Here is a 26,662-nt window from a genome sequence, read left to right on the forward strand (position 1 = left end):
GTATGGTAAACAAGAAAACGGCGGTAATCGGCGCAGGCCCGATGGGTCTGATCGTGGCGCTTGAGCTCTTGAAGCAAGGCCGCCAAGTGGATATTTATGAGCATGACGATCGTATCGGTGGCATGTCTGCGTCGTTTGACTTTGACGGGCTACTAATTGAGCGCTATTACCACTTCATTTGTGGGCCGGATGAACCGATGTTTGCGCTGCTACGCGAGATGGGCTTGATCGAGAACCTTAAATGGGTCGATACGAAGATGGGCTATTTCTTCGATGGTAAGCTTTATCCTTGGGGCACCCCGCAAAGCCTATTGCGCTTTCCAAAGCTCGATATGCTTACCAAGCTGCGCTATGCTGCGATGGTCATGAAGACAAAGGGCATTAGTGACTGGAAGGAATTGGATAAGGTCAACGTCATTGATTGGCTAAAGGGTTGGCTTGGCGAACGCGGCTATAACATTCTTTGGAAAAGTCTGTTTGAGCTCAAGTTCCACGAGTTCACCAACTCAATTTCGGCAGCGTGGCTTGGGACGCGCATCAAGCGCGTTGGCTTGTCTCGGCGTAGCCTATTTCAAGAGTCTCTAGGCTATCTTGAAGGCGGATCGGAAGTGTTGCTGCGACGTATGGAGGAAAAGATCCTTGCGCTTGGTGGCCGCATTCACTTGCGCACGCCAGTCCGCCAGGTATTAGTGGAGGAGGAGCGGGTGACCGGTGTGCGGACCGCCGAAGGAGACCACGACTATAGCACTGTGATCTCAACAGTGCCGATTCAGTATGTTCCCCGTTTGGTGCCGAACATGCCGGCAGCATTCCGGAACAAAATCGATGCCATAGACAACATTGCGGTGGCATGCGTCATTCTAAAACTAAAGAACCAGATTACTCCAAACTTTTGGGTGAATATCAATGACCCTGCTATCCAGATTCCCGGGATAATCGAGTATTCAAACCTGAATCCGATGGGTGGCGAACACATTGTATATGCACCATTTTATATGCCCGCGTCGCATCCAAAGTATCGTGAAGATGATGTCAAATTGCTAGCGGAAGTCAAATCGTATTTAGCACGCATCAACCCGAAGTTTCGTGAGGATTGGGTCCTTAGTAGTAAGGTTTCGCGCTATGAATATGCGCAGACGGTTTGCCCGCCCGGCTTTTTCGACATGCTGCCTGGGATGAGGACACCGGTCGCAGGTTTCTGGATGGCGGACACGTCCTACTACTATCCGGAAGACCGGTCAATCTGCGAAAGCGTCCGTTGTGGGAAACAGCTGGCGGAGTCGGTCTGTGCAGCCTGAGCGTGGGCCAAGTGCCACATTTATTCGGTTCCTGATCGCAGGTGGCATTGCTGCGGCTGTGAATGTCGGCTCGCGCATCATCTACGGATGTTTCATGCCATACCTTCATTCGGTGTCGGCGGCGTACTTGACGGGCATGGTAACGGCGTTCGTCCTGAGCCGCTATCTCGTCTTCAATGGCCGGCATGGCAAGGCGACACATCAGTTTCTTGCTTTCGCGCTCGTCAATGTTGCAGCGATCGCACAAACACTCGGCTTCAGTTGGCTATTCGGAGTCTGGCTACTGCCACGTTTTGTCGCTGATGCCGCTGTGGCAGAAACAGCCGGACATATTATTGGAGTCATGGTGCCGGTGTTCACGAGCTATTTTGGACACAAGCATTTTTCCTTTCGGCCATGGGCGGGGCAGAAATGAATGGGGTTTCCGGTACGTATGGTACCGCCAACAAGTTACGTGGATACGCCAAGCTGTTGCGCCCACACCAGTGGATCAAGAATGGCTTCGTCTTGATTGGCGTTCTTTTCGGACACCAGCTGCACGGCCCTAAGCTGATCTCTGCATTGATTTTGCTGGTGGCATTCTGTGCAACGGCAAGCGCTGTATACACGCTTAACGATTTGCTAGATGTCGAGTCCGACCGGTTGCATCCGAAAAAACGCTCTCGGCCCATCGCTAGCGGAGTGATTGGACGGTCTGAGGCGTTCCTGATCTTTACGTGCCTTGCGGGTGCAGGTCTAGGGTTATCGGGATACGTCGGATGGACCGCCATGGCCATGGTGGCGGCTTATCTGACGTTAAATGGCTTTTACTCAGTGTGGCTTAAACATATCGCCATTCTCGACGTATTTTGCATTGCTGCTGGCTTTATGTTGCGGATATTGGCCGGAACGCTAGGCATTGGTCTCAATGTGTCGAACTGGCTGCTAATGTGTAGCATGATGGTTACGCTATTTCTTGGTTTTACCAAGCGCCGCGCGGAATTGCTGATGCATGAGGAAAGCAATGAGTTAGCGGGAACAACGAGGCGAGTATTGAAAAACTACGTGGCAGCGCAGTTGGATCAGTACATCGGAATTTGCGCTACGGGGACGGCCTTGTCCTATGGGTTGTATACCGTAAGTCCGGAGACCATTCAGTTACATGGCACGCCGAACCTGATTTACACCGTACCTTTCCTTCTGTATGGCTTGTTTCGCTATCTATATTTGCTATATGGCGCGGGCCAGGGCAGCGATACGGCTCGGGATCTTCTGGTCGACCGCCATTTGCTAGTAACGGTATTGCTTTGGGCTTTTTCCACGGCTTGGATACTGTCCTGATGGTTGAAGAATTTCAGGGGCTGGGAAGGCAACTGCGCAATGCGCTGTGGTGTGTACTGTTCGCCGCAGTGCTCTATGTGACGGCGGCCCTATACGCGGGGCGCACGGAGTTTTTTGCTGCACTTGAGAAGGTTGGGGTTGCCGGCGTTGGATTCGCGCTGATGATGTCCAGTGCGAATTATTTACTCCGCTTTGTGCGTTGGCGTTTGTACATGCATGCGCTGCAATTGCGAGTGCCAGTGGGGCCATCCGCATGGATTTATGCTGCGGGATTTGCGTTGTCGGCTACCCCTGGGAAGGCGGGCGAAATGGTGCGTGGCGTCTTTCTCCTTCGCTATGCCGTGCCATTTGCGCGCAATGCGGCATTGTTTGTTGCCGAGCGGCTCTCTGATCTGACTGCTGTGCTGTTGCTGGCGCTGCCCGGCGTGGCTCGCATTCAAGGAGGGAGTCGAGTGGCAACAATCGGTGCAGCCCTGATGGCAATTGCATATTTTGGTCTGTGCATTGTCCCGTGGAGGATTGCGGGGCGCAAGTGCGAAAAGGCCGAGAGCCGGCTTGGAAGGTTTTGGGGGCATATCTGCCAGATTGCTATCGATGCGCGTTGCTGCTTGCAAGTTGGCCCACTTGCCGGCGGCTTACTGCTGGCTGCGCTCGCATGGACTGCCGAAGCCTGGGCCTTGCATTGCGTGCTGTCTTGGCAAGGGCACGAAATGGCGCTGTCGAGCGTATTCATGATCTATGCTCTGAGCCGCTTGGTTGGCGTGTTGAGCTTCATGCCAGGTGGGATTGGCAGTACGGAATTTGTCATGGTGGCGATGTTAGTGCAGGCGGGTGTTCCAATGGGCGATGCCGTGGCGACGACGCTGGTGAATCGCTTTACTACGCTGTGGTATGTGGTTTCCTTGGGTATGTTCGCCTTATTTCGGCTTTTGCGTGCAGGGGAGCGCAATCGTCTCGCCCATACAAGCGGCGGGGTGGAAAGATAATGGAAAAGTACGAATTGACTAAGGTGCATGCGAACACCCGTTATGCTGCGGACGGCTGCACCACGGTGACGCTTTGTGTGGATCTTGATGGCACGCTTATCAAAGGCGATACCCTAATTTACTCCGTGTACAGGCTCGCACTCCGTTCGCCTTGGTGGCTGCCGCTGCTGCCGGTGTGGTTGCTCAAGGGGAAGGCCAATCTGAAAGCACAGATCGCCGCGCGTCAGATTCCGTCGCCTGAGCGTTTGCCGTATGACGTCGAGTTTCTCGCTTGGATTAAGGGGCAGGTGGGTAGGCGTCCGATTGTGCTAGCTACGGCAGCTGACTATCGCATAGCGGAAGCGGTAGCTGAGCACCTGGGCTGCTTTGATCGAGTCATTGCCACACGCGGGACCAATCTGTCCGGGCGCATCAAGGCAGATGCGCTTGTAACGCAATTCGGCGCCGCCAACTTTGATTATGCTGGCAATGCCCGTGAAGATCTGTCTGTCTGGCGTGTGGCGCGCGGCGCGATTGTTGTAGATGCGCCCAGGGCGGTTGAGCGTGAAGCGATGGAGCTATGTACGGTCCTCCGCGTCTATCGACGCGGGATTTGTGTTTTTCTCGCAGGGAGCAAGGAGTGAGCAAGGTCTTTCTGCGCTCCTGGGGATTGCCTGGGCCGTACGAGCATGAAGTCGTCCAGCTTGACCGCTATACCAATGGGCGATTGGAACCTCAGCTATTGGATACGCCGCAATCACTGCTTGCCATTGGGAACGGCCGCAGCTATGGCGATGTCGGCTTGAATTGCGGCGAAGGCGCCGTTCTGGCGCGGGAATGGGATCGTCTAATCGAGTTCGACGCCGAGCGCGGACTTGTGACGTGCGATAGCGGTGTGACGTTAGACCGGCTGATCACGACCTATATGCCATATGGATGGTTTCCAGCCGTAGTTCCTGGGACGCGCTTTGTAACCATCGGTGGTGCCATAGCCAACGATGTTCATGGCAAGAACCACCATCGCTGCGGATCGTTTGGGGACCATGTGGAATGGATTGATCTCTGGCGTACGGATCGCGGCATGATCCGATGCTCGGAAGATGCGCATTCTGATCTATTTCGTGCCACGATCGGTGGATTGGGTCTGACCGGAATCATCGTGCGCGCATGCTTGCGTCTGAGGCCCGTGAATACCGGCTACATGCGCGTGGTAACCACGCGATTTGCAACCATCGACGAGTTCCAGGCGTTGGATACGGATGCGGAGGCAAAGCACGAATACACAGTGGCGTGGCTGGATTGCTTGAGTCACGGCGGCAAGATCGGTAGGGGTATCTTCTATGCAGGTGATCATTTGCAGGAAATATCACCAGGCAAAATTCGCTGGCCTGAAGTACCCGCGCCGAAATCCGTGCCTATCACTCCGCCTGTGCCACTCGTGAATCGCGCCTCTCTAGCCGTCTTCAATCAGCTGTATTGGTGGCGTGGCAAGGAGGGCACAAGCGAGCAATCGATACACCCATATTTCTTCCCTCTGGACAGCGTGCTGTCGTGGAATCGAATTTATGGCAGGTCGGGGTTCTATCAGTTTCAATGTGTGCTGCCATCGTCGGCTGGAGCTGACGGCATCTCCGCGATCCTCGATATCATCGCGCGATCCGGTCAGGGATCGTTCCTTGCAGTACTCAAGAAATTTGGCATGCGTCCGACCCCCGGGCTGCTTAGTTTTCCGCGGGCGGGCATCACGTTGGCCTTGGATTTTCCCAACCTCGGTCAGACGACACACCGGCTTTGCAGTGCGCTCAATCGTATTGTCGCCGACAGCGGTGGCGCACTGTACCCAGCAAAAGACGCACTTATGCCGGCGGCATTATTCCAGTCCGCCTATCCCGCATGGCGCCAACTCGAGGCGCTACGCGACCCCCGGTTGAATTCCACTTTCTGGCGGCGCGTCACCGCGCCGGTCTGACACCATGAATATTTTGATACTCGGCGCGGGGTCCCGCATTGCAGAACACACGGCTCGAAGCCTGATCGGCACATTTCGGAACGAATCATTGAGATTTCTGCTCGTAGGGCGAAATGCCACCCAACTGGACGCAATTGCTGCGGATTTGACGGCTTCGGGTGCCGGGCGTGTAGTTGCGGACACCTTTATCGCCGATCTTGCAGATACCTCCAGCGCTGGCCGTCAAGTGGCGCAGTGCCAAGTTCGGCTGGGCACAATTGATCTTGCATTGATTGCGCACGGATCCCTGCCAGATCAGGCACAGGCGGAAAAGGATGAACGACTGGCCTCTGAGACGCTTGTGGTAAATGGGTTGTCGCCGGTTCTATTGGCGGAACGGATTGTCGATCAAATGGTAAGCAGGGGTAGTGGTACGCTAGTCGTCATTGGATCGGTGGCCGGCGATCGCGGGCGCCGTTCTAACTACCTTTACGGGGCCGCGAAAGGATTGGTGGACCGCCATGTCGAAGGCCTTCGGCACCGTTTGTATGGTAGTGGCGTCCACGCGATGCTCGTTAAGCCCGGTCCGACTAAGACACCGATGACAGCCGATCTAGGTGTTCCTGAAAGCCGTCTTGCTTCCGCGGAAAAAGTTGCCATGGATATCGTTCACGGTATTAGGCGAAAGAGAAGCGTGGTATATGCTCCGGGTAAATGGCGTCTCATCATGCTGATTATCAGGCACTTACCCGAGTTTGTGTTCAACAGACTATCGATCTGAAAATGGTTACAGAACAACACGGCGGAATGCCGGAACAAGATAGTCAGATGCCCCTGTCCAGCGGGGTGGCAATGTGCACATGCAATGCCGGTGTCTTTCTGCAGGCACAGCTGGAGTCTATCGCCAATCAAACCGTCCTACCAACGCAGGTGGTCGTAAGCGATGATCGCTCGGATGACGGGACATGGGAGCAATTGGTGGCGTGGGCGGAGCGCGTACACGCGCAGCAGCTATTCCGCGTGTCTTTGATGCGCAACGACAATCGGCTTGGCGTTACCAAGAATTTTGAGCAAGCCATAGGTGCTTTGACAACCGACCTAATCTTCCTGGCAGACCAAGACGATATCTGGGTAAATACCAAGGTTGCGAGCATGGTGGGCATTTTTACCGCAAATGAGCGGGCATTGTTGGTCCACTCCGATGCGCGGCTGATTGATGAGCACGACGCCGACCTACGTAAATCGCTATTCGAGGCCCTGCGCCTGTCGCATCACGAATGGGAATTGGCACGCCAGAAACGCTTTTTTGAGATCTACTGCAGGCGCAATCTCGTGACTGGTACCACGGCAGCTTTTCGGAGTTCGCTGCTGAACCTCGCGTCACCTTTCCCTGCGGACTGGATCCATGATGAGTGGTTGGCTATGTGTGCTGCCATCGCGGGGGAAGTCGTCATGCTGGACACAAAGCTGACGGACTACCGGCAGCACAATACCAATGTCATAGGAGTTCCGTTGACTCAGTTGTCTCGCATTGCCAAGTACGCAATGAAGGTGGCGAAGTCTCCGCGGGACGAGCATCTTGAATATAAGATCCGCCGACTAGATGCCTTGCTTGGAAGATTGCGTGGGTTGGGCCGTGTCGAACATGAGAAGGTCGCGCTTCTGGAAGAAGCTAGGGGACACTTTGCGCGTCGTTTGAACTTTGGACGCTCGATTTTTCAACGTATTGCTTGTGTCGTTCACGAATCCCGATCGCAAGGATACCGGCGATTTGCCGATGGCTTTGCTGGGATGGTGCGAGACTTAATTCATCTCTAATCTTGATGGTTGCTTCCTTTTCGTGTGCACCGATTGTGTCTGTGTCAGTTGTCAGCCATGGCCAGGGCGAACTGATGACGCCGCTTCTCAAGCAATTGCGTGAACTTTCAACTCGTTTGCCGATGCAGGTTATTGTGACGCTAAACCTGCCGGAGGCGCGCCCACAGATTGAAGCGGGTCCGAACTTCTCGATAATTTGGATAGAGAACTACCATCCGAAGGGTTTCGCCGAAAATCACAATGCGGCATTCGAATGTTGTTCAGCCTTGTATTTTTGTGTGATGAACCCTGACGTGAGAGTGGATGAATCCAGCCTGGCGCCGCTCATCGATAGTGTTCAACGCAGGCCCGGTGTCGCCGGGCCCCGTGTGCTAGCCCCTAACGGATGGCTCGAAGATAGCGCTCGCTTGGCGCCCTCGCCGATTCGTCTGCTCTTCCGACGTCTCCGGCGTCGTCGCGAACCCGATTACTCCTGTACTTTTCCGGAACAGCAGGTGGACTGGCTTGCGGGAATGTGCTTGTTGTTCGACTACGACACGTATCGGCTGCTTGGCGGGTTTGATACTAAGTTTAGACTGTATTGTGAAGACACAGACATTTGTCTACGCATACACTTGCTCGGCTGCTCAGTCACTTGGGTGCAGCACGCCATAGTGATTCACGAGGCTCGCCGCGCCAGCCATCGGAACTGGACTTACTTGCGCTGGCATATAGGCAGTCTAGTGCGCTTGATGACATCCGTCACATATTGGCGATTTCGTTTTGAGTCATCCCAATTGCGCTGCAAATCGCAAAACCGTGCTTCCGTCTGATGTTCGATTTCTTCTGGGTACCTGGCGCTATTGCTGTCATCTCCATGCTTGCCGTGCTGGCGCTGCGCCCCCTTGCCGCCGCCGCAGGGCTGGTCGACCGGCCTGACGCGCGCAAGCGTCACGTCGGCGAAGTTCCTTTGGTTGGCGGTATTGCCATTACGTTTTCGGTGTGGATTGGGGCGCTGCTCTTTATGCGCCAGCAGGGTTACTACGTGGCATTGCTTGGTGGGTTGTCTCTTTTGGCGGTCGTCGGCGTCCTCGACGACATGCGTAACATGACGCCCGTCTCGAAGCTATTGTTCCAGATTTTTGCGGGCATTCTGATGACGTCGTGGGGCGGGGTCTACCTGATGTCTTTAGGTGATCTGCTTGGCAGGCGTGAGATCGATCTCATCAATTGGGGAATTCCCCTGACGCTCTTTGCGGTGGTCGCGGTGGTCAATGCCATGAACATGAGTGACGGGCTTGATGGGCTTTGCGGCGGTCTCGCTTTCGTGATTTTTGCGTGGTATGCCTATGTGGCAGGCGAAGTCGGGAACAACGCGGCGCAACGCATTTGTGTAGTGTTCTGCGGGGCCTTGTTCGGCTTTCTTATTTTCAATATGCGCAATCCGTTGCGCGGCAAATTGCGCGTCTTCCTTGGCGATGCAGGGAGCCTGATGCTCGGGTTCGGCATCGCATGGTTTGCGGTGGAACTCTCGCAGCGCCCCTATAACCTTGGCAATCGGGTGCCGCCAGTCGTCATGCTGTGGATTGTCGGTTTTGTCCTGATTGATCTCTTGGCTGTGGTAACGCGACGCGTTTTGAAGGGGCGCAATCCGCTTGCCGCTGACCGGACGCACTTGCATCACATTTTATTGCGTCTAAGGTTGGGGCCGGATGCCATCGTTTGGATCATCCTATTAAGCAACGCGCTCATGGGGCTAATTGGCGTAGCGGGGTGGAAGCTCGGGGTACCGGAGCAGTGGCTGTTCGCTTTGTTTCTTGCATTGGCGACAGTGCATCTTTTGGTGATGCGCAATGCATGGCGATTCATTCGATTTGGCCGGAAGGTATTGCGCCGGCGGTGAATCCGCGCGCTGACAGAATCGGCACCCATTGCGAGCAATCCGTCTATACACAATAATTGCGCAAGTTTCGCTCGGCGTTGAATCTAAGTAAGATTGGATCAATGCCGACTAGATTTGCTAGTTGATCAGCGCAAGAACCACTACGGGATGTCCAGTGCGCTGGTATGCTCTACCGGTTTTCGATTGTACGGTGAGGTTGCAGCTTCGTATATTGTCCCGCGACATCTTATCTACGTGGTCCAGCCGCTCTCAACCTTCAACAGCCCTTGCCACAACTCATCAACCGCTGCGCCCGTATACTTCCCTGCCAGCTGCCGCCCACCCAATGCATTGGCCATCCGGGACGTTTCGTCTTCCATTATCTTCTGCAATGCTGCGGCCGTTGACTGAACGTCATCTACCGGCACCGTCGGTATCGCGTTCTGGTCGGCAAGGAGTTCTCGCGGACCTGCTTCGCAGTTGGTAGACACAACAGCGAGACCATGAGCCATGGCTTCTATCAGAACCATGCCGAATCCCTCGTATCGGGAAGTCATGCACAGTATCGACGCCGATTGATAGCTAGACTCGATATTGGCAGACGTTCCGGGCATGGAAACCGAACTGGCAATTCCGAGTCTTTCGGCCTGGGCCTCAAGTCGTTCGCGTTCCTCACCCTCGCCCACGATCTTCAAGGTCCATTCGGGCGCATGCGCTTGGACGATTGCCCAGGCATCGAGAAGGACATCGAAGCCCTTTACCGCGGTAAGTCTGCCAACCGCTAGAACTGACTTCGCGTCTCCGGAAACCGCTTGTGCAGGGTAGGGGAACGGCAAGGGGTTGGGTATGACGTGGATTGGAATTCGGGGAGACAGGGCCTGTTGCCATCGCTGCCTGTCCCGTTCGGTCAATACCACGATGGCGCTGTTTGTCAGGGCCGCCAGCCTGCGAGCCACTCTGCGCGCCTTCTTTCCAAGATCCTCGTCAAAATGACAATGCTCCCAAGCGATGCGGCGTGTTGGCAAGCCTAGCGCAGCAGGAACAGTAAAAAGCGAGAGCATTGTGTCGACCTCGACCAATACGTCGATGCGATGCTCTCGCAAGTACTTGCGAATGCCAAGCGTTGTAGCCAGGTACTTGTGTTCGAATGACGGGCGGCTCTCAAAAAGCGAGTGGTGCGCAACACGCTCGTCCAGTGGGAAGCAACTACGTCGATCCCAAAGGCTCAAGACGTGTACGCGGAACCCTAGTGCCGTGAGTCGATTTGCAATGACAGCGGTCATGCGCTCGGCCCCAGCGAAGGCATTCAATGTGCCCGTGAGGAAACAGACGCTGACTGCTGCTGTCATGCGGCAACCGTCTCACGGTTTCCCCTGAGTGCGCGCGCGCGGAGCAGCATGCCGATGCCAAAAGCTACGGTGAGGAGGTTGGCTACGCAGTAGCCCAGGATTGCGCCACGGGCACCGAGCTTTGGGATGGCGATGATGTCGATGGCGACGGTACTTGCAAACACGAATCCCCATTTGATTGCCACTAGTTTGGGGCGACGCAAATAGATAGCCAGCAGGGTGAGCCCTACGTCCGCAAACAACAAGGTCGATGCCAAGGCTGAAAGACGAAGCAGGTCCGCGGCCGACGCATACGCCGAGCCGTACAGCAGGTGAATGATCCAGTGCGAGCATGCGGCGATGATCACGCCGCCAGTCAAGCCGATGCCGAACATGAATACCGCAATCCTGGCGATGTTCCGCCGCGCCTGTTCAATGGTGGGCTGAGCGTACACGTACATCGGCGCGATGCCTGCTGCAAGAATGCCAGCGAGCATGGTGAAGTTGTCGAGAATCTGCATCGAGGCGGCATACGCGCCGAACTCCGGCAGACTCACGAACGGTTTGAGAATGAGTTGGTCAATGCGGCGTGAAGCCATCATCAGCATGAAGCTGGCCCAGAACAGCGCACCATCGGTGAACAGTTGCCGGATCAGGCTTGGCTCGATGACGATATGTACGCGCGGCGCTCGTGCAAGGTAATACTGAGACAGAAGTACCGCCGCAACGATCGGTTCGAAGGCAAATAGCGCGGCGTACGCCAACACGTTACTGCTGCCCATCCAGAACAGGATGCCTACGCCCGCTGCCTTGACGGTCAGGGACGACACGTTGAACACGGCGTTTGGACGCGCATGGGTACGCGCCTGCATCCAGGCCGTTACCACGCCGAATGGTTCGCGAAGCATGACCGGGGCGCAAATCACGAGGGTAATGGTCCAGATGGCTCGGTCCTGTCCCGTGATCAGCAGGAATACGCACATCAGCAAGTATGCCAGCAGGCCCGCACCCAGGCGCAGGACAAAGACGTGCATCACCAGCCGATGTTGCTCGGCCGGATTCGTATTGGACACCAGTCGCGGGATGACCACCTCTCCGCCGCAGATAAGCGTGATGGATGCCGCGATATATGCAACAGCCTGAGCATACTGAAAATGGGCGAAACCTTCGGTCCCTAGCCCGCGCGCAAGCATGGCAACTATGGCAATGCCACCGGCCACCTGCAAGCCGCGTTCTGCCAGCATCCAGACGAGGTTGCTTGCAACCTTGCTCTTCATCAGGCTGTCTCCACGATTGAGTTGTGGTGGTGCGAAGTAATCAATTGCCGATAACAGGCGATCCACTGCCCTGTTATGGCTGTGAGGCTGAAACGTTCCACTATCCACTGGCGGCGTGCCGACTCATCTTCGCGCGAGCCCCGGGCATTTGCCAGTGTTCGGGCCAGTGCCGCAGCCAACGCAACCGTGTCGCCGCGTTTGACGATGGTGCCGAAGGTGCCAAGCAACTCCTGTACACCTGCCGCATCGGTGGCAACAATCGGGCATCCGGTAGCCAGGGCCTCGCCGATCACGAGCGGCATGCCTTCCACATTTGAAGACAGCGCGAAGGCGTCCGCTGCATTGAGCAGCGCAGGCACATCGTGGCGCAGGCCAAGCAATGTCACCGATGCGCCAAGCCCAAGCTTGTCAATTTGCGCTTGCAAGCGCGGGCGCGCGGGTCCCTCGCCAACGATCAACAGCTTGGCATCGAGAGGCCGCACGCTTTGCAGCGTGTTTGCAAACGCGTCGATAAGGACGTCCTGTGCCTTTTCCTCGACCAGCCGGCCTACGGTGATCAGTAGTCGAGTGTCCGGCCCGATCTCCAAGGTTCTCCGCACTTTGTCGCGGCAGTCCCGATCGAGCCAGAATTTTTGGGTATCGATGCCGTTTGGCATAACCCGGATCCTGGATGGAGGCACGGCACCCGCCGTGACCATGGCCTGTTTGCCGGCCTGGCTGACTTGCGTTGTCATGTCAGACCACCTGTCAGTCAGTCGATAGGCCAGCATTCGCAGTGAACCACCCTCGCGCGCGCTGTGGGCTGAACAGATGACTGGAGGCACGCCGCCAACCGCTGCCAGCAATCTGGCGAAAAGATTGGCGTGCACCATATGTGCATGGATCACGTCCGGTTGCCAGTCGCGAACAAATCGGCGAAGTCGACAGAACGCGGCCGCAAAAGACAGCGCGGTTTTGCGCATGCCAAGATTGACTATCGTTGCTTCCGAGGGTAGTTCCACTTCCTGATCAGCGGTCAGACTCACAATGGCCACAGCATGGCCCTCGATCAGGAATTGCTTCGCCAACCCCACAATCTGCTGTTCCGCGCCGCCCATACCGAGGCCAGTACTCAGCAAGATGATGCGCATCGGCGAAGGCCCGTAGGCATTCCCGGGGAAGAATTGCTCAGTCACCGTGCCCCATACCCCGTCACAAGCGTTCGCAAGGTCTTCACGCCAATCAGCAAATCCAGCGCAAACGAACAATGCTTGACGTAATACAGGTCGTAGCTGAGCTTAGTCACGGTTTCCTCGTGCGAACCCACATACCCTTGCCGCACTTGCGCCCATCCAGACAGCCCCGGCCGCACCAGATGACGGTAAGGGTAGTAGGGGATCGATTCCGTAAAGGATTCCACCATCGGCACCTGTTCGGGGCGCGGGCCAATAAAGCTCATGTCGCCCACCAATACATTCCACAGCTGCGGAATTTCATCAAGCCTGTACTTCCGAATAATGCGGCCGACACGGGTCACGCGCGGATCGCGGCGTGCTGCGAACTGCGCAGGCGAATGCTTGTCTACGCCCATGCTGCGGAACTTCAGCATGGTGAACTGTTTGCCGAACAGACCCACGCGGCGCTGCCGAAACAATGCGCCACCGTCGGTTTCCATGCTCACCGCCAGTGCCACGGTAACGCCTGCTGGCAATGCAATCGGCGCCAGCGCGATCACGCCGACGATATCGATCAGCCGCTTGACGTAGCCATAGAGGTAGTGGTCTGCATAGTCGTCGAAGAAATTCTCGTCGATGTGGTCCAGCCCGACGCGGCCCGTGAGCATCTCGCCGATTCGTTCCACCGAATACATGCGTACGTGGCCCAGTTTGTATTGGGTAAGTAGACGCGTGCGCGCGGAGTCGGCCGTCAAGCCGCGTTCCACCATGATGCCATCGCAATGCATGGCGTCCTGCATCGAGCGAATCAGTTCAAAGCGCGTCACACTCGGCGGGTTTGCGCCCGGCATTGCAATGATGCGGTCGAGTTGGCGCATGGTTTCCGGATCCATGTACCCGAATACCGGGACGTACTTCTGCACATAGCGGCGGTAACCGAACCAGATCCAGGCCAGCGTGGTGCTATAGCTGACCAGCACGGCGCCACGCGAGTATTCGATATGGAAGCCTGCGTAGACAATCAGCAAAAACGCAAAGGGCAGGGTGGTCGCCAGGCCAACGATGCTGCTGCCTTCCATTGCAGGTAGATGGAGCGAACGGTGGAGCAGCACGAACGCTGCCAGGTATGGCAACGCGCACCAGAGCAGCGTGCGGGGAAACACGTGCGTGACAAAACCGGCTTGATGGGCGACTTCGGACAGGGCGGCATTGATGCCGAACAGGATGAGTCCGATTGCCGCCCAACCGATCATGCGGCTGGCGCGGCGGATCGTTTCTGACCGCGCGGAGTGAGAGCCGGGGCCGTGCCGACGAAGGGGTTGCGTTTGAATGGAACTCATGGTGAGGTGACTCGGGTATCGACGATGCGACGATTGACCAGGGCCTTCTGATAGACGGCCCATGTTGCGCGCACCATTGGATCCAGGCCGAAGAGTGTCTCCCAACGCGCGCGGGCGGCCTTGGCCAGCGTAACGCGTTGGCTGGCATCTGACGCCAGAGTATCGAGCGCCTTGGTGAATGGCAGCGGGTCGTTGCCGTTCACCAGTACGCCGCACTGCCCGCCGCCCAGTTGCTCGCGAATCCCGGGAAGGTCAGTTGCAATCACAGGTAGGCCGGCGCGCATGGCTTCCAGGATCGAGATCGGGAAACCTTCATGGTCAGAGGCCAGTACAAAAATATGTGCACCGGCCAGCAGATCAGGAACGTTGCCAACACTGCCGGCAAAACGCACGCGTCCGGGTGCCAACTGATGCGCCAGTTGCTCCAGCTCGTTACGTTGTGGGCCGTCTCCAGCGATGACGAGTTCGCAATCGGGCAATCGTGCCGCTGCGAAAGCGTGGATCAGGGTATCCGCGCGCTTTGGCGCTGCCAGGCGCATGACCGTCATGACGCGTTGCACCGGGCGAGCTGCGTCGGCGCGTGCGGAGCTGTCGGCAATGCCATTCGGAATCACGGTGACGCGGTCAACGCCAATCGGCAGGCTGCGCGCCATGGCCCCTTCGGCCTCCGACACGCAGATGACATGACTCGTGAACGGTGCCAGCAGCCACTCGGCGATCCGGCCCACGAACCGCTGCTTCCACGGGGCGGCCGGTTTGAATGCAAAGCCATGCACCGTGTAGACGACAGGTATGCCCAGAAGCCGCCCAGCAATGCGACCCAGCGCGCTGGCCTTGGCACTATGGGTATGGAGAATGTCTGGCGCGGCCTGGCGCAGCGCAGCCATCAGCTCTCGCAACGCCATGACCGCCTTGAACGGCGACAGGGCATTGTCCATGGTCGCCAACCGGACGGATGGAATGCCGAGTTCATTTGCCAGGTCGAACAGTGGCCCGTCCCCGCCGGCAAGCAGCGTGACATCGGCCTGCCCGCGCATGGCGCGCAGCAGGTCGGCAACATGGGTCTGGGCGCCGCCGGTCTCCGAATTGGTGATGAGATAGGCGATGCGCGGCCGGTTTGGCAACGTAGGCAAGGGCAATGGCGGAACAATCGATAAGGAAACCCGGATCGAAGCGACGGGCCTCCGTCAACCGCCTGCCTGATTGGACCAGATGTGTAACAAAACGTGCGAGGGCAGACCGAAACCAGGCCAAAAGGGCTGCAAAAATCCCCTGGGTGGGCGGCAGGTGGGGATTATAGCGCCTGCGCCACGCGCAATCCGGCACAATACGTGTTTTTGGCGCCCTGCCCGCGCCCCGTCCTGTGGCATGTTGCCCGGGGCGGATTCGCATGATGAACATTGTCTCCAGGAAGCCACATGCAAATTGATCCCTCGATCTTCAAGGCCTATGACATCCGCGGCATCGTCGGCAAGACGCTGACCCCGGAAGTGGCCCGTTTCATCGGCCTGTCCTTCGGTTCGGCCGCCGTCGAGCTTGGCGAGAAAGCCGTCGTGGTGGGCCGTGATGGCCGTCTGTCCGGTCCCGACCTCCTTGGCGGACTGGTCGAAGGCCTGCGCGCCGCGGGCCTGGACGTGATCGACGTCGGCATGGTTGCCACGCCGATGGTCTATTTCGGCACCAATATCGAACTGGACGGACAGCGCGCCACGTCGGGCATCATGGTGACCGGCAGCCACAATCCGCCCGACTACAACGGCTTCAAGATGGTGCTGGGTGGCAAGGCCATCTATGGCGAGCAGATCCAGGGGCTGCACCAGCGCATCGTGGCCGGCAAGTTCACGCAGGGCAGCGGCAGCTACAAGCTGGTTGATATCCGTCAGCAATATCTTGATCGGATCCTTGGCGACGTGAAGCTGGCCCGCCCGATGAAGATCGCGCTCGACGCCGGCAACGGCGTGGCTGGTGCGTTCGTGGGCGACCTGTTCCGTGGCCTCGGCTGCGAGGTGGTCGAGCTGTTCTGCGATGTGGACGGCCATTTCCCGAACCACCATCCGGACCCCGCACACGTTGAGAACCTGCAGGACCTGATGAAGTGCCTGCGCGACACGGACTGCGAGCTGGGCCTGGCCTTCGACGGCGATGGCGACCGGCTTGGCGTGGTGACCAAGGACGGCGAGGTCATCTTCCCGGACCGGCAACTGATGTTGTTTGCCGAGGAGATCCTGTCGCGCAATCCGGGCCAGCAGATCATCTACGACGTGAAGTGCACGGGCAAGCTGGCACCGTGGATCCGTGAACATGGCGGCGAGCCGCTGATGTGGAAGACCGGCCATTCGCTGGTCAAGGCCAAGCTCAAGGAAACCGGCGCGCCGATCGCCGGCGAGATGAGTGGACATGTGTTCTTCAAGGACCGCTGGTACGGCTTCGACGATGGCCTGTACACCGGTGCGCGCCTGCTGGAAATCCTGTCGCGCCACGCCGACCCGAGCGCCGTGCTCAACGCGCTGCCGAATTCGAACTGCACGCCCGAATTGCAGCTGAAGGTCGCGGAAGGCGAGGCATTCACGCTGCTCGACAAGATCCGCGCCAATGCGAAATTCGACGGCGCGCGGGAAGTGATCACGATCGATGGCGTACGCGTGGAGTATCCCGACGGCTTTGGCCTGGCGCGTCCCTCGAATACCACGCCGGTGGTGGTGATGCGCTTCGAGGCTGACAACGACGCCGCGCTGGCCCGCATCCAGGCCGAGTTCAAGCGCGTGATCCTCGCAGAAAAGCCGGATGCAAAGCTCCCGTTCTGAGTCCGTGCAGCCGTCCGCTGTGACGACACCGGCGCCGTTGGCGGCGGTGTCGTCGTTTGCCATGCCGGCTCGCCCGCGCATCCTGATCGTCAAGGTGTCATCGCTGGGCGATGTCGTGCACAACATGCCGCTGGTGCACGACCTGCGCGCACGCTGGCCCGAGGCCGAGATCGACTGGGTGGTGGAAGAAGGCTATGTCGAGCTGGTAAAGCTGTTGCCCGAAGTACGCCGCGTGATTCCATTTGCGTTGCGACGCTGGCGCAAGCGGTTCTGGCAGGGCCAGACCTGGTCCGAAGTGGGCGCCTTGCGCGCGGCGATTCGCGAGCACGCGTACGACGCGGTGCTCGAAACGCAGGGGTTGCTCAAGACCGCCATCGTGGCGCGCACAGCCACGCGTGCTGCCGGTGCGCCAGTGATCGGACTGGGCAATGCCACCCAGGGCTCGGGCTACGAGCCCGCCGCGCGGCTGTTCTACACGGCACCGGTCAAGGTGCCGCGCCAGACCCACTCGGTTCGGCGTTCGCGCTTGCTTGGGGCGGCGTTGACCGGTGTCACGCCACCCGAGCCGCCGCGATTCTTCGGTCCGGCAGCTAGTACGCTCCATGTCGATGATCCGCTCTGGAATGGATTGCCGGCACGTTATGCGGTCTGCTTTCATGCCACGGCGGGTGCCAAGAAGCGCTGGCCGGTTGCGAACTGGCATGCGTTGGGCCACAAGCTGCATGCGGAAGGGCTGACCGTGTTGTTGCCGTGGGGCAATGAAGCGGAGCGTCGCGATGCCGAAGAGCTGGCTGCCGGTATGCCCGGCGCGCAGGTGTTGCCGCGTTTCTCGGTGATGCAGGGCTTTGGGCTGATCAACCGGGCCGAGGTGGTGATCGGCGTCGATACCGGGTTGGTGCATATTGCCGCGGCGCTATGCCGACCCACCGTGGAAATCTATACCGCCACATGGCGCTGGAAGACCGAAGGCTACTGGTCGGACCGCATCGCCAATGTGGGCGACGACGGCATCGTGCCGAGCGTCGATGAGGTTTATGCCGCCGCGCGGCGCGTGCGCGGGGTGCCGGTCTGATGCTTCGTTTCGTTTATACCTTGTTGTGGCTGGTGATCCTGCCACTGGCACTGTTGCGCCTGGTCTGGCGCTCGCGCAAGGAACCCGGCTATATCCAGCATGTTGGCGAGCGGCTCGGGCAGTATGGCGATCTGCCATCTGCCGGTCCGTGGCTCTGGGTACATGCGGTATCGGTCGGTGAAACGCGCGCGGCGCAGCCGTTGATCGATGCGCTGCTGGGCGCCTATCCGCAGCATCGCCTGTTGCTGACGCATATGACACCGACCGGGCGTCAGACCGGTGCGCAACTGTACGGCGCCAATCCGCGCGTGCAGCAGTGCTATTTGCCGTACGACATGCCCTGGCTGGTGCGCCGTTTCCTGTCGTACTTCCGCCCCGACGCGGGACTGATCATGGAAACCGAGGTGTGGCCAAACCTGGTGCATGTGACGCGCCGCGTGGGCGTACCACTGTTCCTGGTCAACGCGCGCCTGTCGCCTCGCAGCTATCGGCGGACGGCGCGCTTTGGTCATGCGGCTGCTGCCTTGTACAACGATTTCACGATGGTACTGGCGCAGACGGCAGGAGACGCAGAACGCTACCGCGCGCTGGGAGTAAAGTCGGTGCAGATCACCGGCAACCTCAAGTTCGACATGCAGCCCCCCGAGGCTGGCGTGGCGCGTGGGCAGACCCTGCGGCGCGCGTTTGGCGATCGACATGTGCTGGCTGCTGCCAGCACGCGAGAGGGCGAAGAGCCGCTGATTCTTGAAGCGTTCTCGCGTTGGCCCGGTGCCGCGCGTCCGGCGCTGCTGCTGGTGCCGCGTCATCCGCAACGCTTCGATGAAGTGGCGGCCATGGCAACGCGTGCAGGTTTCACAGTCCAGCGCCGCAGTGCACTCGATATCGACCAGATCGGCGCGCCGATTACCGCTGACATCGTGCTGGGCGATTCGATGGGCGAGATGGCGATGTACTACGCGGCGTCTGATATTGCCTATATCGGCGGCAGCCTGATTCCGCTCGGCGGACAGAACCTGATCGAAGCCTGCGCGGTGGGCACGCCGGTGCTGATGGGACTGCATACGTTCAATTTTGCGCAGGCCACCGAGGATGCGATTGCCGCGGGCGCATGTGAACGCGTAGCTGATGCCGATGGCCTGATGGCGGCGGCAGCAGCGGTGCTCGATGATCCGGCGCGGCTGGCCGATATGCGCGCCCATGCATTGACCTTTGCCGGTTTGCATCGCGGGGCGACGGCTCGGACACTTGCTGCGCTCGCACCAGTGTTGCGCTGACATACAAAGGCTACTTCCCCGGCTAGACTGAATGGCATTAGTGGTCTTTGCGCCGCTTGCCCTCTCCTCCAGATTTGTTTTCTCCCCTCTCCCGCGCGCGGGAGAGGGGCCGGGGGAGAGGGCAAGCGGTGAATCCGCGACGACACCTGACAAAAAATGGAAGGAGCCAATCCATATGCCCCGACACCAATCATTCCGTCTTCTTGCCGCCGCCATGGCATTGGGAGCAACCGTCATGATTTCCGCCTGCGCCACCGGCCAGCCGCCGGACAATCCTTCGGCCAGCGCCAGCCTCAATGAAACACGTTCCAGCGGGCCGAGCCGCTGGGAACTGGTGCGCTGGCAACGCGCCGACGGTTCGTTGCGGGACATTCCGCACGGCGACAACGGTGAACCCATTGTCTTCAATTTCAGCGACGGCATCGATTCATCGCAAGGCACGGTCAGTGGCACCAGCGGCTGCAACCGCTTTACCGGGAGCTATGGCAAGACCGGCACCGGCATTAAATTCGACCGCGTCGCCGGTACGCGCATGGCTTGCCCGGGTCCGCGCATGGAGCTGGAATCTGCGCTGCTCAAGGCAATGCAGACGCCGTTCACAACCGTGGGCACGCAGCCGTCTGCAGGCTCCACTGGCCGCCAGGTGATCTGGAAAACCGCCGACGGCGAACTGCTGCAGTTCGTTGAGCGGGAAGGGGTGGGCCGCCGCGGCGACAAGGTAGACCCGGCTACTGGCAGTACCGGCGGCAAGGAGAAAATCGTCTATATCGACTCGCAGCGCGTGGCGTGTACTGGCGTCGGCAAGATGCAGTGCTACCGCTGGCGCGAGTCCGCCGACGCACCGTGGCAGCTGTGGTACGGCCCGATCGAAGGTCTCGATTTCGAGTCAGGCGTCAGCTACAAGCTGCGTGTGCGCGAATATCAGGTACCGAACCCGCCGGCCGACGCGTCGGCCATTCGTTGGCAATTGCTGGACGTGGTGGAGCGCAAGCGCGGGGGGTAAATCGTCGATCGTTTAGAATGCGGGCCTGATTTGATATCCGCCAGGTGATGTGTTGTCATCTGGCGGATTCGTGACTATCCAGCCCGACCATGACCGTCAGCAACAACCGGCTATCCACGATGGCCGATGCCCTTGTCTTTGCCTTCCCCATCCTGATCCTCTGCGTGCCGCGCGGGGCAGGGGTGTTTCTGGCGGGCGTTGGTGTTCTGCTTCTTATTGGGGGCCGAGGTCTTGGGCGCGAGTGGAGAAAGCACTCCGACGTTCTGGTGCCGCTGGCCATCAGCGTGGTGGCATTTCTGGCCGTCTACGTGGCGTCGAAGTTTTACCACCACACACCATGGAACGTGATCGACAACCCATCACGAGCGTTATTGGCAGTGGTGACCTGCTGGATGATCGTGCGCACAGCGCCGAATCCGGAGCGACTCTGGAGCGGGATCACAGTGGGATTGTTTCTCGCATTGCTGATCGTCACCTACCAGTTCACCGTACTCGCCGACGGTCGTCCTGCGGCATGGGTACAGCCAATTGCGTTCGCGAACATGGTTGCAGCACTCGCGCTGGTTGGTTTTGCTCGGTCTGGGGATAGCTTTCGCACACACGCTGCAGCCTGGTTCAACATTCTTTGCGCCGTACCGATCCTTATCATGAACGGTACGCGCGGCGGCATGGTGGCCATGCTCGTGACGTTGTTCCCATTGCTCTTGATTCGTTATCGAGGGTTCAGCGTACGCATGTTCCTGGCGGCATCTGCAGGACTTGTTGCGCTGGTTGTCGGCTTGTACTTGCTACCCGGAAGCCCGGTAGCCCCGCGCGTAGATAAGGCCGTGCTTGAAGTGCATCAGTTTCAGCAGGGCAATGCGGAATCATCTGTTGGCGCGCGGCTGCAGATCTGGGAAATTGGCATGCACTATTTCGCAGACCATCCATGGATGGGTGTCGGCGTCGGGCAATTCGCTCGAATCTTGCACGATGCGCCGTATTGTGAGAATCGCACGGAATCTGTGGCTTGCGTACTTGAGCATGCCCATAACGATATTGTCGAGGCTGCCTCTACCACAGGTGTGCCGGGGTTGTTGACCATGTTGGGACTGTTCCTGGTGCCTGCTGCAATGTTCTGGCGCGCTCTGAGGGCATGCCGTGCAGCTGGCAACGCCCGTGGTGAGAGCCTCGGCGGTGCGGGCTTGGCGGTAGTAATGGCGTCGCTTTTGTCTGGTTTGACCCAGGTCACGATGGCGCACCAAGCCAACATGGTGTTCTACGCGGGGGTGATCGGACTGCTATTGGGACTGGCAGTCCGAGAAATGCGAGCTTCAGCGAGTGTGGCGACTGTCTCGGCGCGGAAGCGCAAGCACACGGCTTGTGCAACGCGCGGGGTTTGATTCGCAGTTATGACCGAGGTGCGGCACCCGGCAAAGTGTTTTCTCGGCGGCCGTTGCTTCGCACCGGCTTCGTCCCCGACGCCGCCCCCACACTCGTCTTCCCCGGCAGCTTGTACAACGCCCCCGGCGCCGATGTCAGCAGCGTATTGATCTGCACCACATCGGCTTCCGACAACACGCCTGTCGATGCCTTGAGTCGCATGCCGTTCATGATCGTGTCGTAGCGGGCCTTGGCCAGGTCGCGGCGCGTGGAGAACAACTGTGCCTCGGCGTTCAGCACGTCGATATTGATCCGCACGCCCACCTCATAGCCGAGCTGGTTCGATTCCACCGCGCTTTGCGCCGAGCGTTCGGCCGCTTCCAGTGCCTTGACCTGTGCCAGGCCGTTGAACACACCCGAGTAGGTTTGACGTGCCGATTGCGCGGCGGTGCGGCGCGCGAATTCCAGATCGCTTGCCGCCTTGTCCGCCAGCGCCAGCGTCTCGCGCACGCGTGACTGGATCAGGCCGCCCGAATAGATCGGGATGCTCAGTTGCACGCCCACCACGCCCGAGTTATAGCGGCTGCCGACGTTGCTGAGCTGCGTGGCGGTGCCTTGGGCATTGGTATAGCCGTACGACGCGACCAGATCGACCGAAGGCAGATGGCCGGCCTTGGCCTTGTTGGTTTCGCGCTGCGCGGTTTCGAGGTTGTAGCCGGCAATGCCGACCTGCGGATTGCTCTGCTCCGCTTGCGCGGCCCACGCGTTCACATCGGCCGGCATGGGACCGGGGATTGCTGATTCGGGGCGCAGACCCATCAGTTCGTCGGTCGGCTTGCCGGTGATCTGCTGCAGCGTGGCACGCGTCACTTCGAGCGCGCTCTGGGCTGCAATTTCGGTGGACGTGGCCAGGTCAAAGCGTGCCTGGGCATCATTGGCATCGGTGATGGTGGCCGTGCCCACCTCGAAATTGCGCTTGGCCTGTTCCAGCTGCTCGCCAATGGCTTTCTTCTGCGCGCCGGCCAGGTAGAGATTGTCCTGCGCGGCCAGTACGTCGAAATAGGCTTGCGACGAGCGCGTGATCAGGTCCAGTTGTGCCTGCTGGAACGTGACTTCACCGGCCAGCGATGCGAGCTCGCCCTGTTTGTAGGTTTCCCAGCGATCCCAACGGAACAAAGGCTGCGTCAGCTGCAAGGCCCAGGTGTTGGCATTGAAGTAGCGTCTAACGTCGACCGGCGAACTGTAGTCGGCCATGGTGCGCTGGACGCCGGCCGTGCCGGCCACCTGCGGCAGAAGGCCCGCGCGACCCTGCGGCAGCTTCTCGCGCGTGGCCAGCAACTGGGCGCGGGCGCTAGCAAACTGGGCGTCATTGGCTTGCGCATCGCGATACACCTGCAGCAGGTCTGCCGCCAATGCGGACGGCATGTGCAGCCAGGTCAGCAGGGCAGCCGCGAACGCCAGGGATTTCCTGGCCGTAACGGGCACGGCGGAAAGCGCAAAACTCATTTCATCTCCAACTTGCCGCACGACACGCGCGGCCAACGTTCGGTTACTGCGACGGGTAGTACGGCAAGGACGAGATACGACGGGTACTGCGGGTACTGCGGGTACTGCGGGCGCTGGTCAGTATTGCGGAACTGACGGGTCCACCTGGGTTGACCAGGCATGGATGCCGCCGGTCAGGTTGTAGACCTTGGCGTATCCCTGGCGCTCCAGGAAGCTCGCTACCTGCATGCTGCGTGCACCGTGGTGGCAGATGCAGACGATCTCGGCGTCTTCGTCGATCTCGTTCAGGCGGGCCGGAATCTGGCCCATCGGGATATGCGTGATGCCGGGCATTGCGGCCGTGCGGATCTCAAGATCCTCGCGCACGTCCAGCAGCACTGGTTTGGCGCGGCCGGCGTCGGCCAGCCATTGCGCCAGTTCGGGGGCGGTAATTACCTGCATGGCCAACTCCGGATCAGAACTTGAAACGCGACGGCTGGGCGGCGCCTTGCAGCGGCTTGACCAGCGTCTCGAACAGGTTCACCACCTGGTATTCGGTTTCCGAAACGCGCGTCACGATGCGCGCTTCCATCACGGGCGCCGTGCCGACGATGGCGGCGATGCGGCCACCCACCTTGACTTGCGACAGGATCGATTGCGGGATTTCCGGCACCGAAGCCGAAATGCAGATCACGTCGTACGGAGCGGCCACGGCCCAGCCTTCGGCAGCATTGCCCTCGGCAACCTCGGCGTTGTGCACCCCGGCCGCGGACAGGTTCTGGCGAGCCAGCGAAACCAGTTCGGGGCGGATATCGACGGTCAGCACGTGGCGCGCGCGGTTGGCCAGCAGGGCGGCCATATAGCCAGAGCCGGCGCCGATTTCGAGCACGTTCTCATGCTTGCGCACGTTCAGGTCCTGCAGCAGGCGGGCTTCCACGCGCGGGGGCAGCATGTTCTCGCCGGCCGGCAGCGGAATCTCCATGTCGACGAAAGCCAGTGCGGCATAGGCTTGCGGCACGAACTGCTCACGCTTGACCACGGCCAGCAGGTCCAGGATTTCCTGGTCCAGCACGTCCCATGGGCGGATTTGCTGTTCGATCATGTTGAATCGGGCTTTTTCGAGATCCATCTTGCCTTTCCTTGCAGATACTTGCGGGGGTGCGCCGCCGGTCGGGGAGTTGCCTCGCCGTCAGCGCTATCGTTTCGGTTGATGCCGCGGGCGCCACGACCCGGCCGGGGCCGAAGCCGCCACCCGCCGGGAAGTTACGCAAAAGCCCGCCATTTTACCTCCGCGAACCGCGCTGGCATGTTTACAAACGATTAGCGCGCGGTTGTCGCACAGCTTTGTTGCGCTGTGGCACAGGGATGGGTATGTAAAGTGCGGCATGGTCATGCTTGCTGCCTATGCTTCGTCCTGGCCGGCCTGTGCCGCGGCGCGTTCGGCCATGAATTCGTCACGGATGCGCTCCCAGACAAAAGGGCCTTGCGGCGCGGGCAGCGGGGTATCGCGGGCGGGGCCCGTGGTCAGGCCGAACAGCAATACTTGCAACAACTGGTCGACGAACGCATCGGGGTCGATAGCCGGAATATTCACCTGGCTGAACGCGCTGCGCCACAGCATCAGGAAGACCAGCGGCGCGCAAAACAGCGTCGTCGTCGGGTTGCTGGGCGCATTGCGGAATTCTCCGCGTGCCACGCCTCGCGCCAGCACGCGGGCGAACAGTTCATCGCCGGGACCCATGACTTCGTCCTGGTAAAACTGCGCGATGTCCGGGAAATTGCCCGATTCGGCGATGATCAGCTTGGTGAGTCCGGCCACGCGTGTGGAGCCGATCAGGCCCCACCATCCCAGCAGCAGCTCGCGCAGAAGCTCTGGCGTGGACCCTTCGAACGTATCGACCAGGTCGGTACCCTTGGTCAGGGCCGGGACCATGTTCTCGCGCACCACGGTCTTGAACAGCTCTTCCTTGTTGGCGAAGTAGAGGTAGACCGTGCCTTTGGACACGCCGGCTGCCGCCGCAACATCGTCGAGCCGCGTGGCGGCATAGCCGCGCTCGACAAACAGCTCCAGCGCGGCGGCCACCAGCTCCTGTGGGCGCGCGGCCTTGCGCCGGTTCCAGCGCGGTGTATCGGAATCTTTCTTGGGCAGGGCGGGGTTCACAGGCCAGGCAAGTCGTGCGCGATGCGCCGAACGTTAATAACTCTTCGGTCAGTAATGTAGTGGACCGATGTTGCACGGTCAAGCCGTGTTCGAAACATGGTCAGCATATGCTTGGAAACTACCATGAGTGCTGAATAGTACCCATGTTGCCCTTTGTTTCAGGTCCGGCGACTCGTGTCAGGCACAATGCAGCATTGCGGCGCGTTGGCGCTGCGCACACAGTATTGTCGGCATTTGCCGCTGAACCTTCACCATGTCTTGCCAGTCTGAACCGACCTGCCGCGCGGGTTGCGGTGCTTGTTGCATTGCGCCGTCCATCACGTCGCCGTTGCCCGGGATGCCCGATGGCAAGGCGGCCGGGCAGCGTTGCGCGCAATTGTTGCCCGATATGCGCTGTGCCGTATTCGGCCTGCCGGAGCGCCCGGGCTTCTGCGGCGGCCTGCGGCCTTCGGCCGAGATGTGTGGCGACTCGCGTGACGCGGCCATGGTCTGGCTGGCCCGGCTGGAGCGGGAGACGGCTCCGGCTGTCGCGCCGGCCTGACCGTACTGTTTGAAGGAGATCGATGCATGATCGCAATGACGCGCCGGCGCTGGCTGGCCGCCGCCGGAGTGGCCACGCTGGCGGCCACGGGCTGGCTGACGGGCTGCAGCGCATTCCGCAGTGAGTACACGTTTTCGCAAAGCCAGTTGCAGGAGGCATTGCAGAAAAAGTTTCCGTTCAACAAGCGCTACATGGAGTTGTTCGACATCCAGCTTGCCAATCCGCAACTGGCGCTTGATTCCACCCGCAATCGTGTGACGGTGAGCTTCGATGCCACCGTCGATAACCGCCTGTTCTTCAGGCAGCCGCTGACCGGCCGTTTCGCGCTGGACAGTGCGCTGCGCTACGACTCGCCCACGCATGCGCTGGTGTTGCAGGACCCCGAGGTCAGGCAATTCGATGTGCAAGGCCTGCCAAGCCAGTTTTCACGCCAGTTGACCGCATTGGGTGGGATACTGTCCGAGCAACTGTTGCAGAACTATCCGCTCTATACGTTCAAGCCTGAGCAGTTGAGGCTTGCCGGCACCAGCGTGGAGCCCGGTACAATCACCGTGCTTCCCGACGGTATCAACGTCAAGATTAATCGGCCGTAAATCCAGATCAACAATAATGCGATGCCTTGCGCATCGCGGGCGGGCCTTGGCCTACCTT

Annotated in this window: 26 protein-coding genes; 17 read left to right on the forward strand and 9 right to left on the reverse strand. The window is 59.4% G+C overall.

Annotated elements, in window-relative coordinates:
- The first annotated feature begins 2 nt into the window (after nucleotides 1-2).
- From ACO550_RS10745 to ACO550_RS10790, 10 genes are all read left to right on the forward strand, one after another.
- Nucleotides 3-1,298: an FAD-dependent oxidoreductase gene (locus tag ACO550_RS10745; protein WP_315592647.1), complete on the forward strand. Its 1,296-nt coding sequence runs from the start codon at nucleotides 3-5 to the stop codon at nucleotides 1,296-1,298.
- Entirely contained in the window at nucleotides 1,288-1,713 is a 426-nt protein-coding gene (locus ACO550_RS10750) for a GtrA family protein (RefSeq protein ID WP_315592646.1), read from the forward strand. The genes ACO550_RS10745 and ACO550_RS10750 overlap by 11 nt, the downstream gene beginning before the upstream one ends.
- A complete protein-coding gene (locus ACO550_RS10755; RefSeq protein WP_315592645.1) occupies nucleotides 1,710-2,618 on the forward strand; it encodes a decaprenyl-phosphate phosphoribosyltransferase in 909 nt (302 codons plus the stop codon). Before ACO550_RS10750 ends, ACO550_RS10755 begins: the two co-directional genes overlap by 4 nt.
- On the forward strand, nucleotides 2,618-3,604 hold the full coding sequence (locus ACO550_RS10760; RefSeq protein WP_315592644.1) for a flippase-like domain-containing protein: 987 nt from the start codon (nucleotides 2,618-2,620) through the stop codon (nucleotides 3,602-3,604). The genes ACO550_RS10755 and ACO550_RS10760 overlap by 1 nt, the downstream gene beginning before the upstream one ends.
- Nucleotides 3,604-4,227 carry a hypothetical protein gene (locus ACO550_RS10765; protein WP_315592643.1) on the forward strand — a complete coding sequence of 208 codons (624 nt, stop codon included), beginning with the start codon at nucleotides 3,604-3,606 and terminating at the stop codon, nucleotides 4,225-4,227. Before ACO550_RS10760 ends, ACO550_RS10765 begins: the two co-directional genes overlap by 1 nt.
- Nucleotides 4,224-5,552, forward strand: coding sequence for an FAD-binding protein (locus ACO550_RS10770; RefSeq protein ID WP_315592642.1), 1,329 nt, complete (start codon nucleotides 4,224-4,226; stop codon nucleotides 5,550-5,552). The genes ACO550_RS10765 and ACO550_RS10770 overlap by 4 nt, the downstream gene beginning before the upstream one ends.
- Nucleotides 5,553-5,556: 4 nt before the next feature.
- Nucleotides 5,557-6,312: an SDR family NAD(P)-dependent oxidoreductase gene (locus ACO550_RS10775; RefSeq protein WP_315592641.1), complete on the forward strand. Its 756-nt coding sequence runs from the start codon at nucleotides 5,557-5,559 to the stop codon at nucleotides 6,310-6,312.
- Between the two features lie 47 nt (nucleotides 6,313-6,359).
- Nucleotides 6,360-7,349 (forward strand): glycosyltransferase, encoded by a 990-nt coding sequence (locus ACO550_RS10780; RefSeq protein ID WP_315592640.1) that lies wholly within the window; start codon nucleotides 6,360-6,362, stop codon nucleotides 7,347-7,349.
- A gap of 74 nt (nucleotides 7,350-7,423) precedes the next feature.
- A complete protein-coding gene (locus tag ACO550_RS10785; RefSeq protein ID WP_315592639.1) occupies nucleotides 7,424-8,161 on the forward strand; it encodes a glycosyltransferase family 2 protein in 738 nt (245 codons plus the stop codon).
- A complete protein-coding gene (locus ACO550_RS10790) occupies nucleotides 8,161-9,231 on the forward strand; it encodes an MraY family glycosyltransferase (protein WP_315592638.1) in 1,071 nt (356 codons plus the stop codon). The genes ACO550_RS10785 and ACO550_RS10790 overlap by 1 nt, the downstream gene beginning before the upstream one ends.
- A gap of 230 nt (nucleotides 9,232-9,461) precedes the next feature.
- On the opposite strand, the gene ACO550_RS10795 is transcribed toward ACO550_RS10790, so the two are convergent.
- The 5 genes from ACO550_RS10795 to ACO550_RS10815 are packed head-to-tail and all read right to left on the reverse strand — an operon-like array spanning nucleotide 9,462 to nucleotide 15,448.
- Nucleotides 9,462-10,559, reverse strand: a complete 1,098-nt coding sequence (locus tag ACO550_RS10795) for a glycosyltransferase (RefSeq protein WP_315592637.1) — start codon at nucleotides 10,557-10,559, stop codon at nucleotides 9,462-9,464.
- Entirely contained in the window at nucleotides 10,556-11,815 is a 1,260-nt protein-coding gene (locus tag ACO550_RS10800; protein WP_315592636.1) for a lipopolysaccharide biosynthesis protein, read from the reverse strand. Before ACO550_RS10800 ends, ACO550_RS10795 begins: the two co-directional genes overlap by 4 nt.
- A complete protein-coding gene (locus ACO550_RS10805; protein ID WP_315592635.1) occupies nucleotides 11,815-12,945 on the reverse strand; it encodes a glycosyltransferase in 1,131 nt (376 codons plus the stop codon). Before ACO550_RS10805 ends, ACO550_RS10800 begins: the two co-directional genes overlap by 1 nt.
- A 41-nt stretch (nucleotides 12,946-12,986) precedes the next feature.
- Entirely contained in the window at nucleotides 12,987-14,309 is a 1,323-nt protein-coding gene (locus ACO550_RS10810) for an exopolysaccharide biosynthesis polyprenyl glycosylphosphotransferase (protein WP_315592634.1), read from the reverse strand.
- Nucleotides 14,306-15,448 (reverse strand): glycosyltransferase family 4 protein, encoded by a 1,143-nt coding sequence (locus ACO550_RS10815; protein ID WP_485994789.1) that lies wholly within the window; start codon nucleotides 15,446-15,448, stop codon nucleotides 14,306-14,308. The genes ACO550_RS10810 and ACO550_RS10815 overlap by 4 nt, the downstream gene beginning before the upstream one ends.
- Before the next feature lie 279 nt (nucleotides 15,449-15,727).
- Between ACO550_RS10815 and ACO550_RS10820 the strand changes: the two genes are divergently transcribed.
- The 5 genes from ACO550_RS10820 (at nucleotide 15,728) to ACO550_RS10840 (ending at nucleotide 21,844) form a co-directional block, all read left to right on the forward strand.
- A complete protein-coding gene (locus tag ACO550_RS10820; RefSeq protein WP_315592632.1) occupies nucleotides 15,728-17,113 on the forward strand; it encodes a phosphomannomutase/phosphoglucomutase in 1,386 nt (461 codons plus the stop codon).
- Nucleotides 17,094-18,185 carry a lipopolysaccharide heptosyltransferase I gene (gene waaC / locus ACO550_RS10825; protein WP_485994791.1) on the forward strand — a complete coding sequence of 364 codons (1,092 nt, stop codon included), beginning with the start codon at nucleotides 17,094-17,096 and terminating at the stop codon, nucleotides 18,183-18,185. Before ACO550_RS10820 ends, waaC begins: the two co-directional genes overlap by 20 nt.
- The gene (gene waaA, locus ACO550_RS10830; protein ID WP_315592631.1) at nucleotides 18,185-19,459 is read left to right on the forward strand and encodes a lipid IV(A) 3-deoxy-D-manno-octulosonic acid transferase; all 1,275 of its coding nucleotides are present in this window, start codon (nucleotides 18,185-18,187) and stop codon (nucleotides 19,457-19,459) included. Before waaC ends, waaA begins: the two co-directional genes overlap by 1 nt.
- Before the next feature lie 175 nt (nucleotides 19,460-19,634).
- A complete protein-coding gene (locus ACO550_RS10835; RefSeq protein WP_315592630.1) occupies nucleotides 19,635-20,462 on the forward strand; it encodes a DUF4377 domain-containing protein in 828 nt (275 codons plus the stop codon).
- A gap of 89 nt (nucleotides 20,463-20,551) precedes the next feature.
- Nucleotides 20,552-21,844: an O-antigen ligase family protein gene (locus tag ACO550_RS10840; RefSeq protein ID WP_315592629.1), complete on the forward strand. Its 1,293-nt coding sequence runs from the start codon at nucleotides 20,552-20,554 to the stop codon at nucleotides 21,842-21,844.
- Between the two features lie 7 nt (nucleotides 21,845-21,851).
- Here the strand turns inward: ACO550_RS10840 and ACO550_RS10845 are convergent, their stop codons facing one another.
- From ACO550_RS10845 to ACO550_RS10860, 4 genes are all read right to left on the reverse strand, one after another.
- A complete protein-coding gene (locus ACO550_RS10845) occupies nucleotides 21,852-23,330 on the reverse strand; it encodes a TolC family outer membrane protein (protein WP_315592628.1) in 1,479 nt (492 codons plus the stop codon).
- Nucleotides 23,331-23,447: 117 nt separating this feature from the next.
- On the reverse strand, nucleotides 23,448-23,771 hold the full coding sequence (locus ACO550_RS10850; RefSeq protein WP_315592627.1) for a rhodanese-like domain-containing protein: 324 nt from the start codon (nucleotides 23,769-23,771) through the stop codon (nucleotides 23,448-23,450).
- A gap of 13 nt (nucleotides 23,772-23,784) precedes the next feature.
- On the reverse strand, nucleotides 23,785-24,438 hold the full coding sequence (locus ACO550_RS10855) for a protein-L-isoaspartate O-methyltransferase (protein ID WP_315592626.1): 654 nt from the start codon (nucleotides 24,436-24,438) through the stop codon (nucleotides 23,785-23,787).
- 273 nt (nucleotides 24,439-24,711) lie between these two features.
- The gene (locus tag ACO550_RS10860; RefSeq protein ID WP_315592625.1) at nucleotides 24,712-25,470 is read right to left on the reverse strand and encodes a TetR family transcriptional regulator; all 759 of its coding nucleotides are present in this window, start codon (nucleotides 25,468-25,470) and stop codon (nucleotides 24,712-24,714) included.
- Nucleotides 25,471-25,723: 253 nt separating this feature from the next.
- Here ACO550_RS10860 and ACO550_RS10865 point away from each other — a divergent pair, with 253 nt between their 5' ends.
- Together ACO550_RS10865 and ACO550_RS10870 are read left to right on the forward strand one after the other, a co-directional pair.
- A complete protein-coding gene (locus tag ACO550_RS10865; protein WP_315592624.1) occupies nucleotides 25,724-26,011 on the forward strand; it encodes a YkgJ family cysteine cluster protein in 288 nt (95 codons plus the stop codon).
- A 26-nt stretch (nucleotides 26,012-26,037) separates the two neighbouring features.
- Nucleotides 26,038-26,604 carry a DUF1439 domain-containing protein gene (locus ACO550_RS10870; RefSeq protein WP_315592623.1) on the forward strand — a complete coding sequence of 189 codons (567 nt, stop codon included), beginning with the start codon at nucleotides 26,038-26,040 and terminating at the stop codon, nucleotides 26,602-26,604.
- Nucleotides 26,605-26,662: the final 58 nt, after the last annotated feature.

The organism is Cupriavidus sp. (assembly GCF_057315035.1).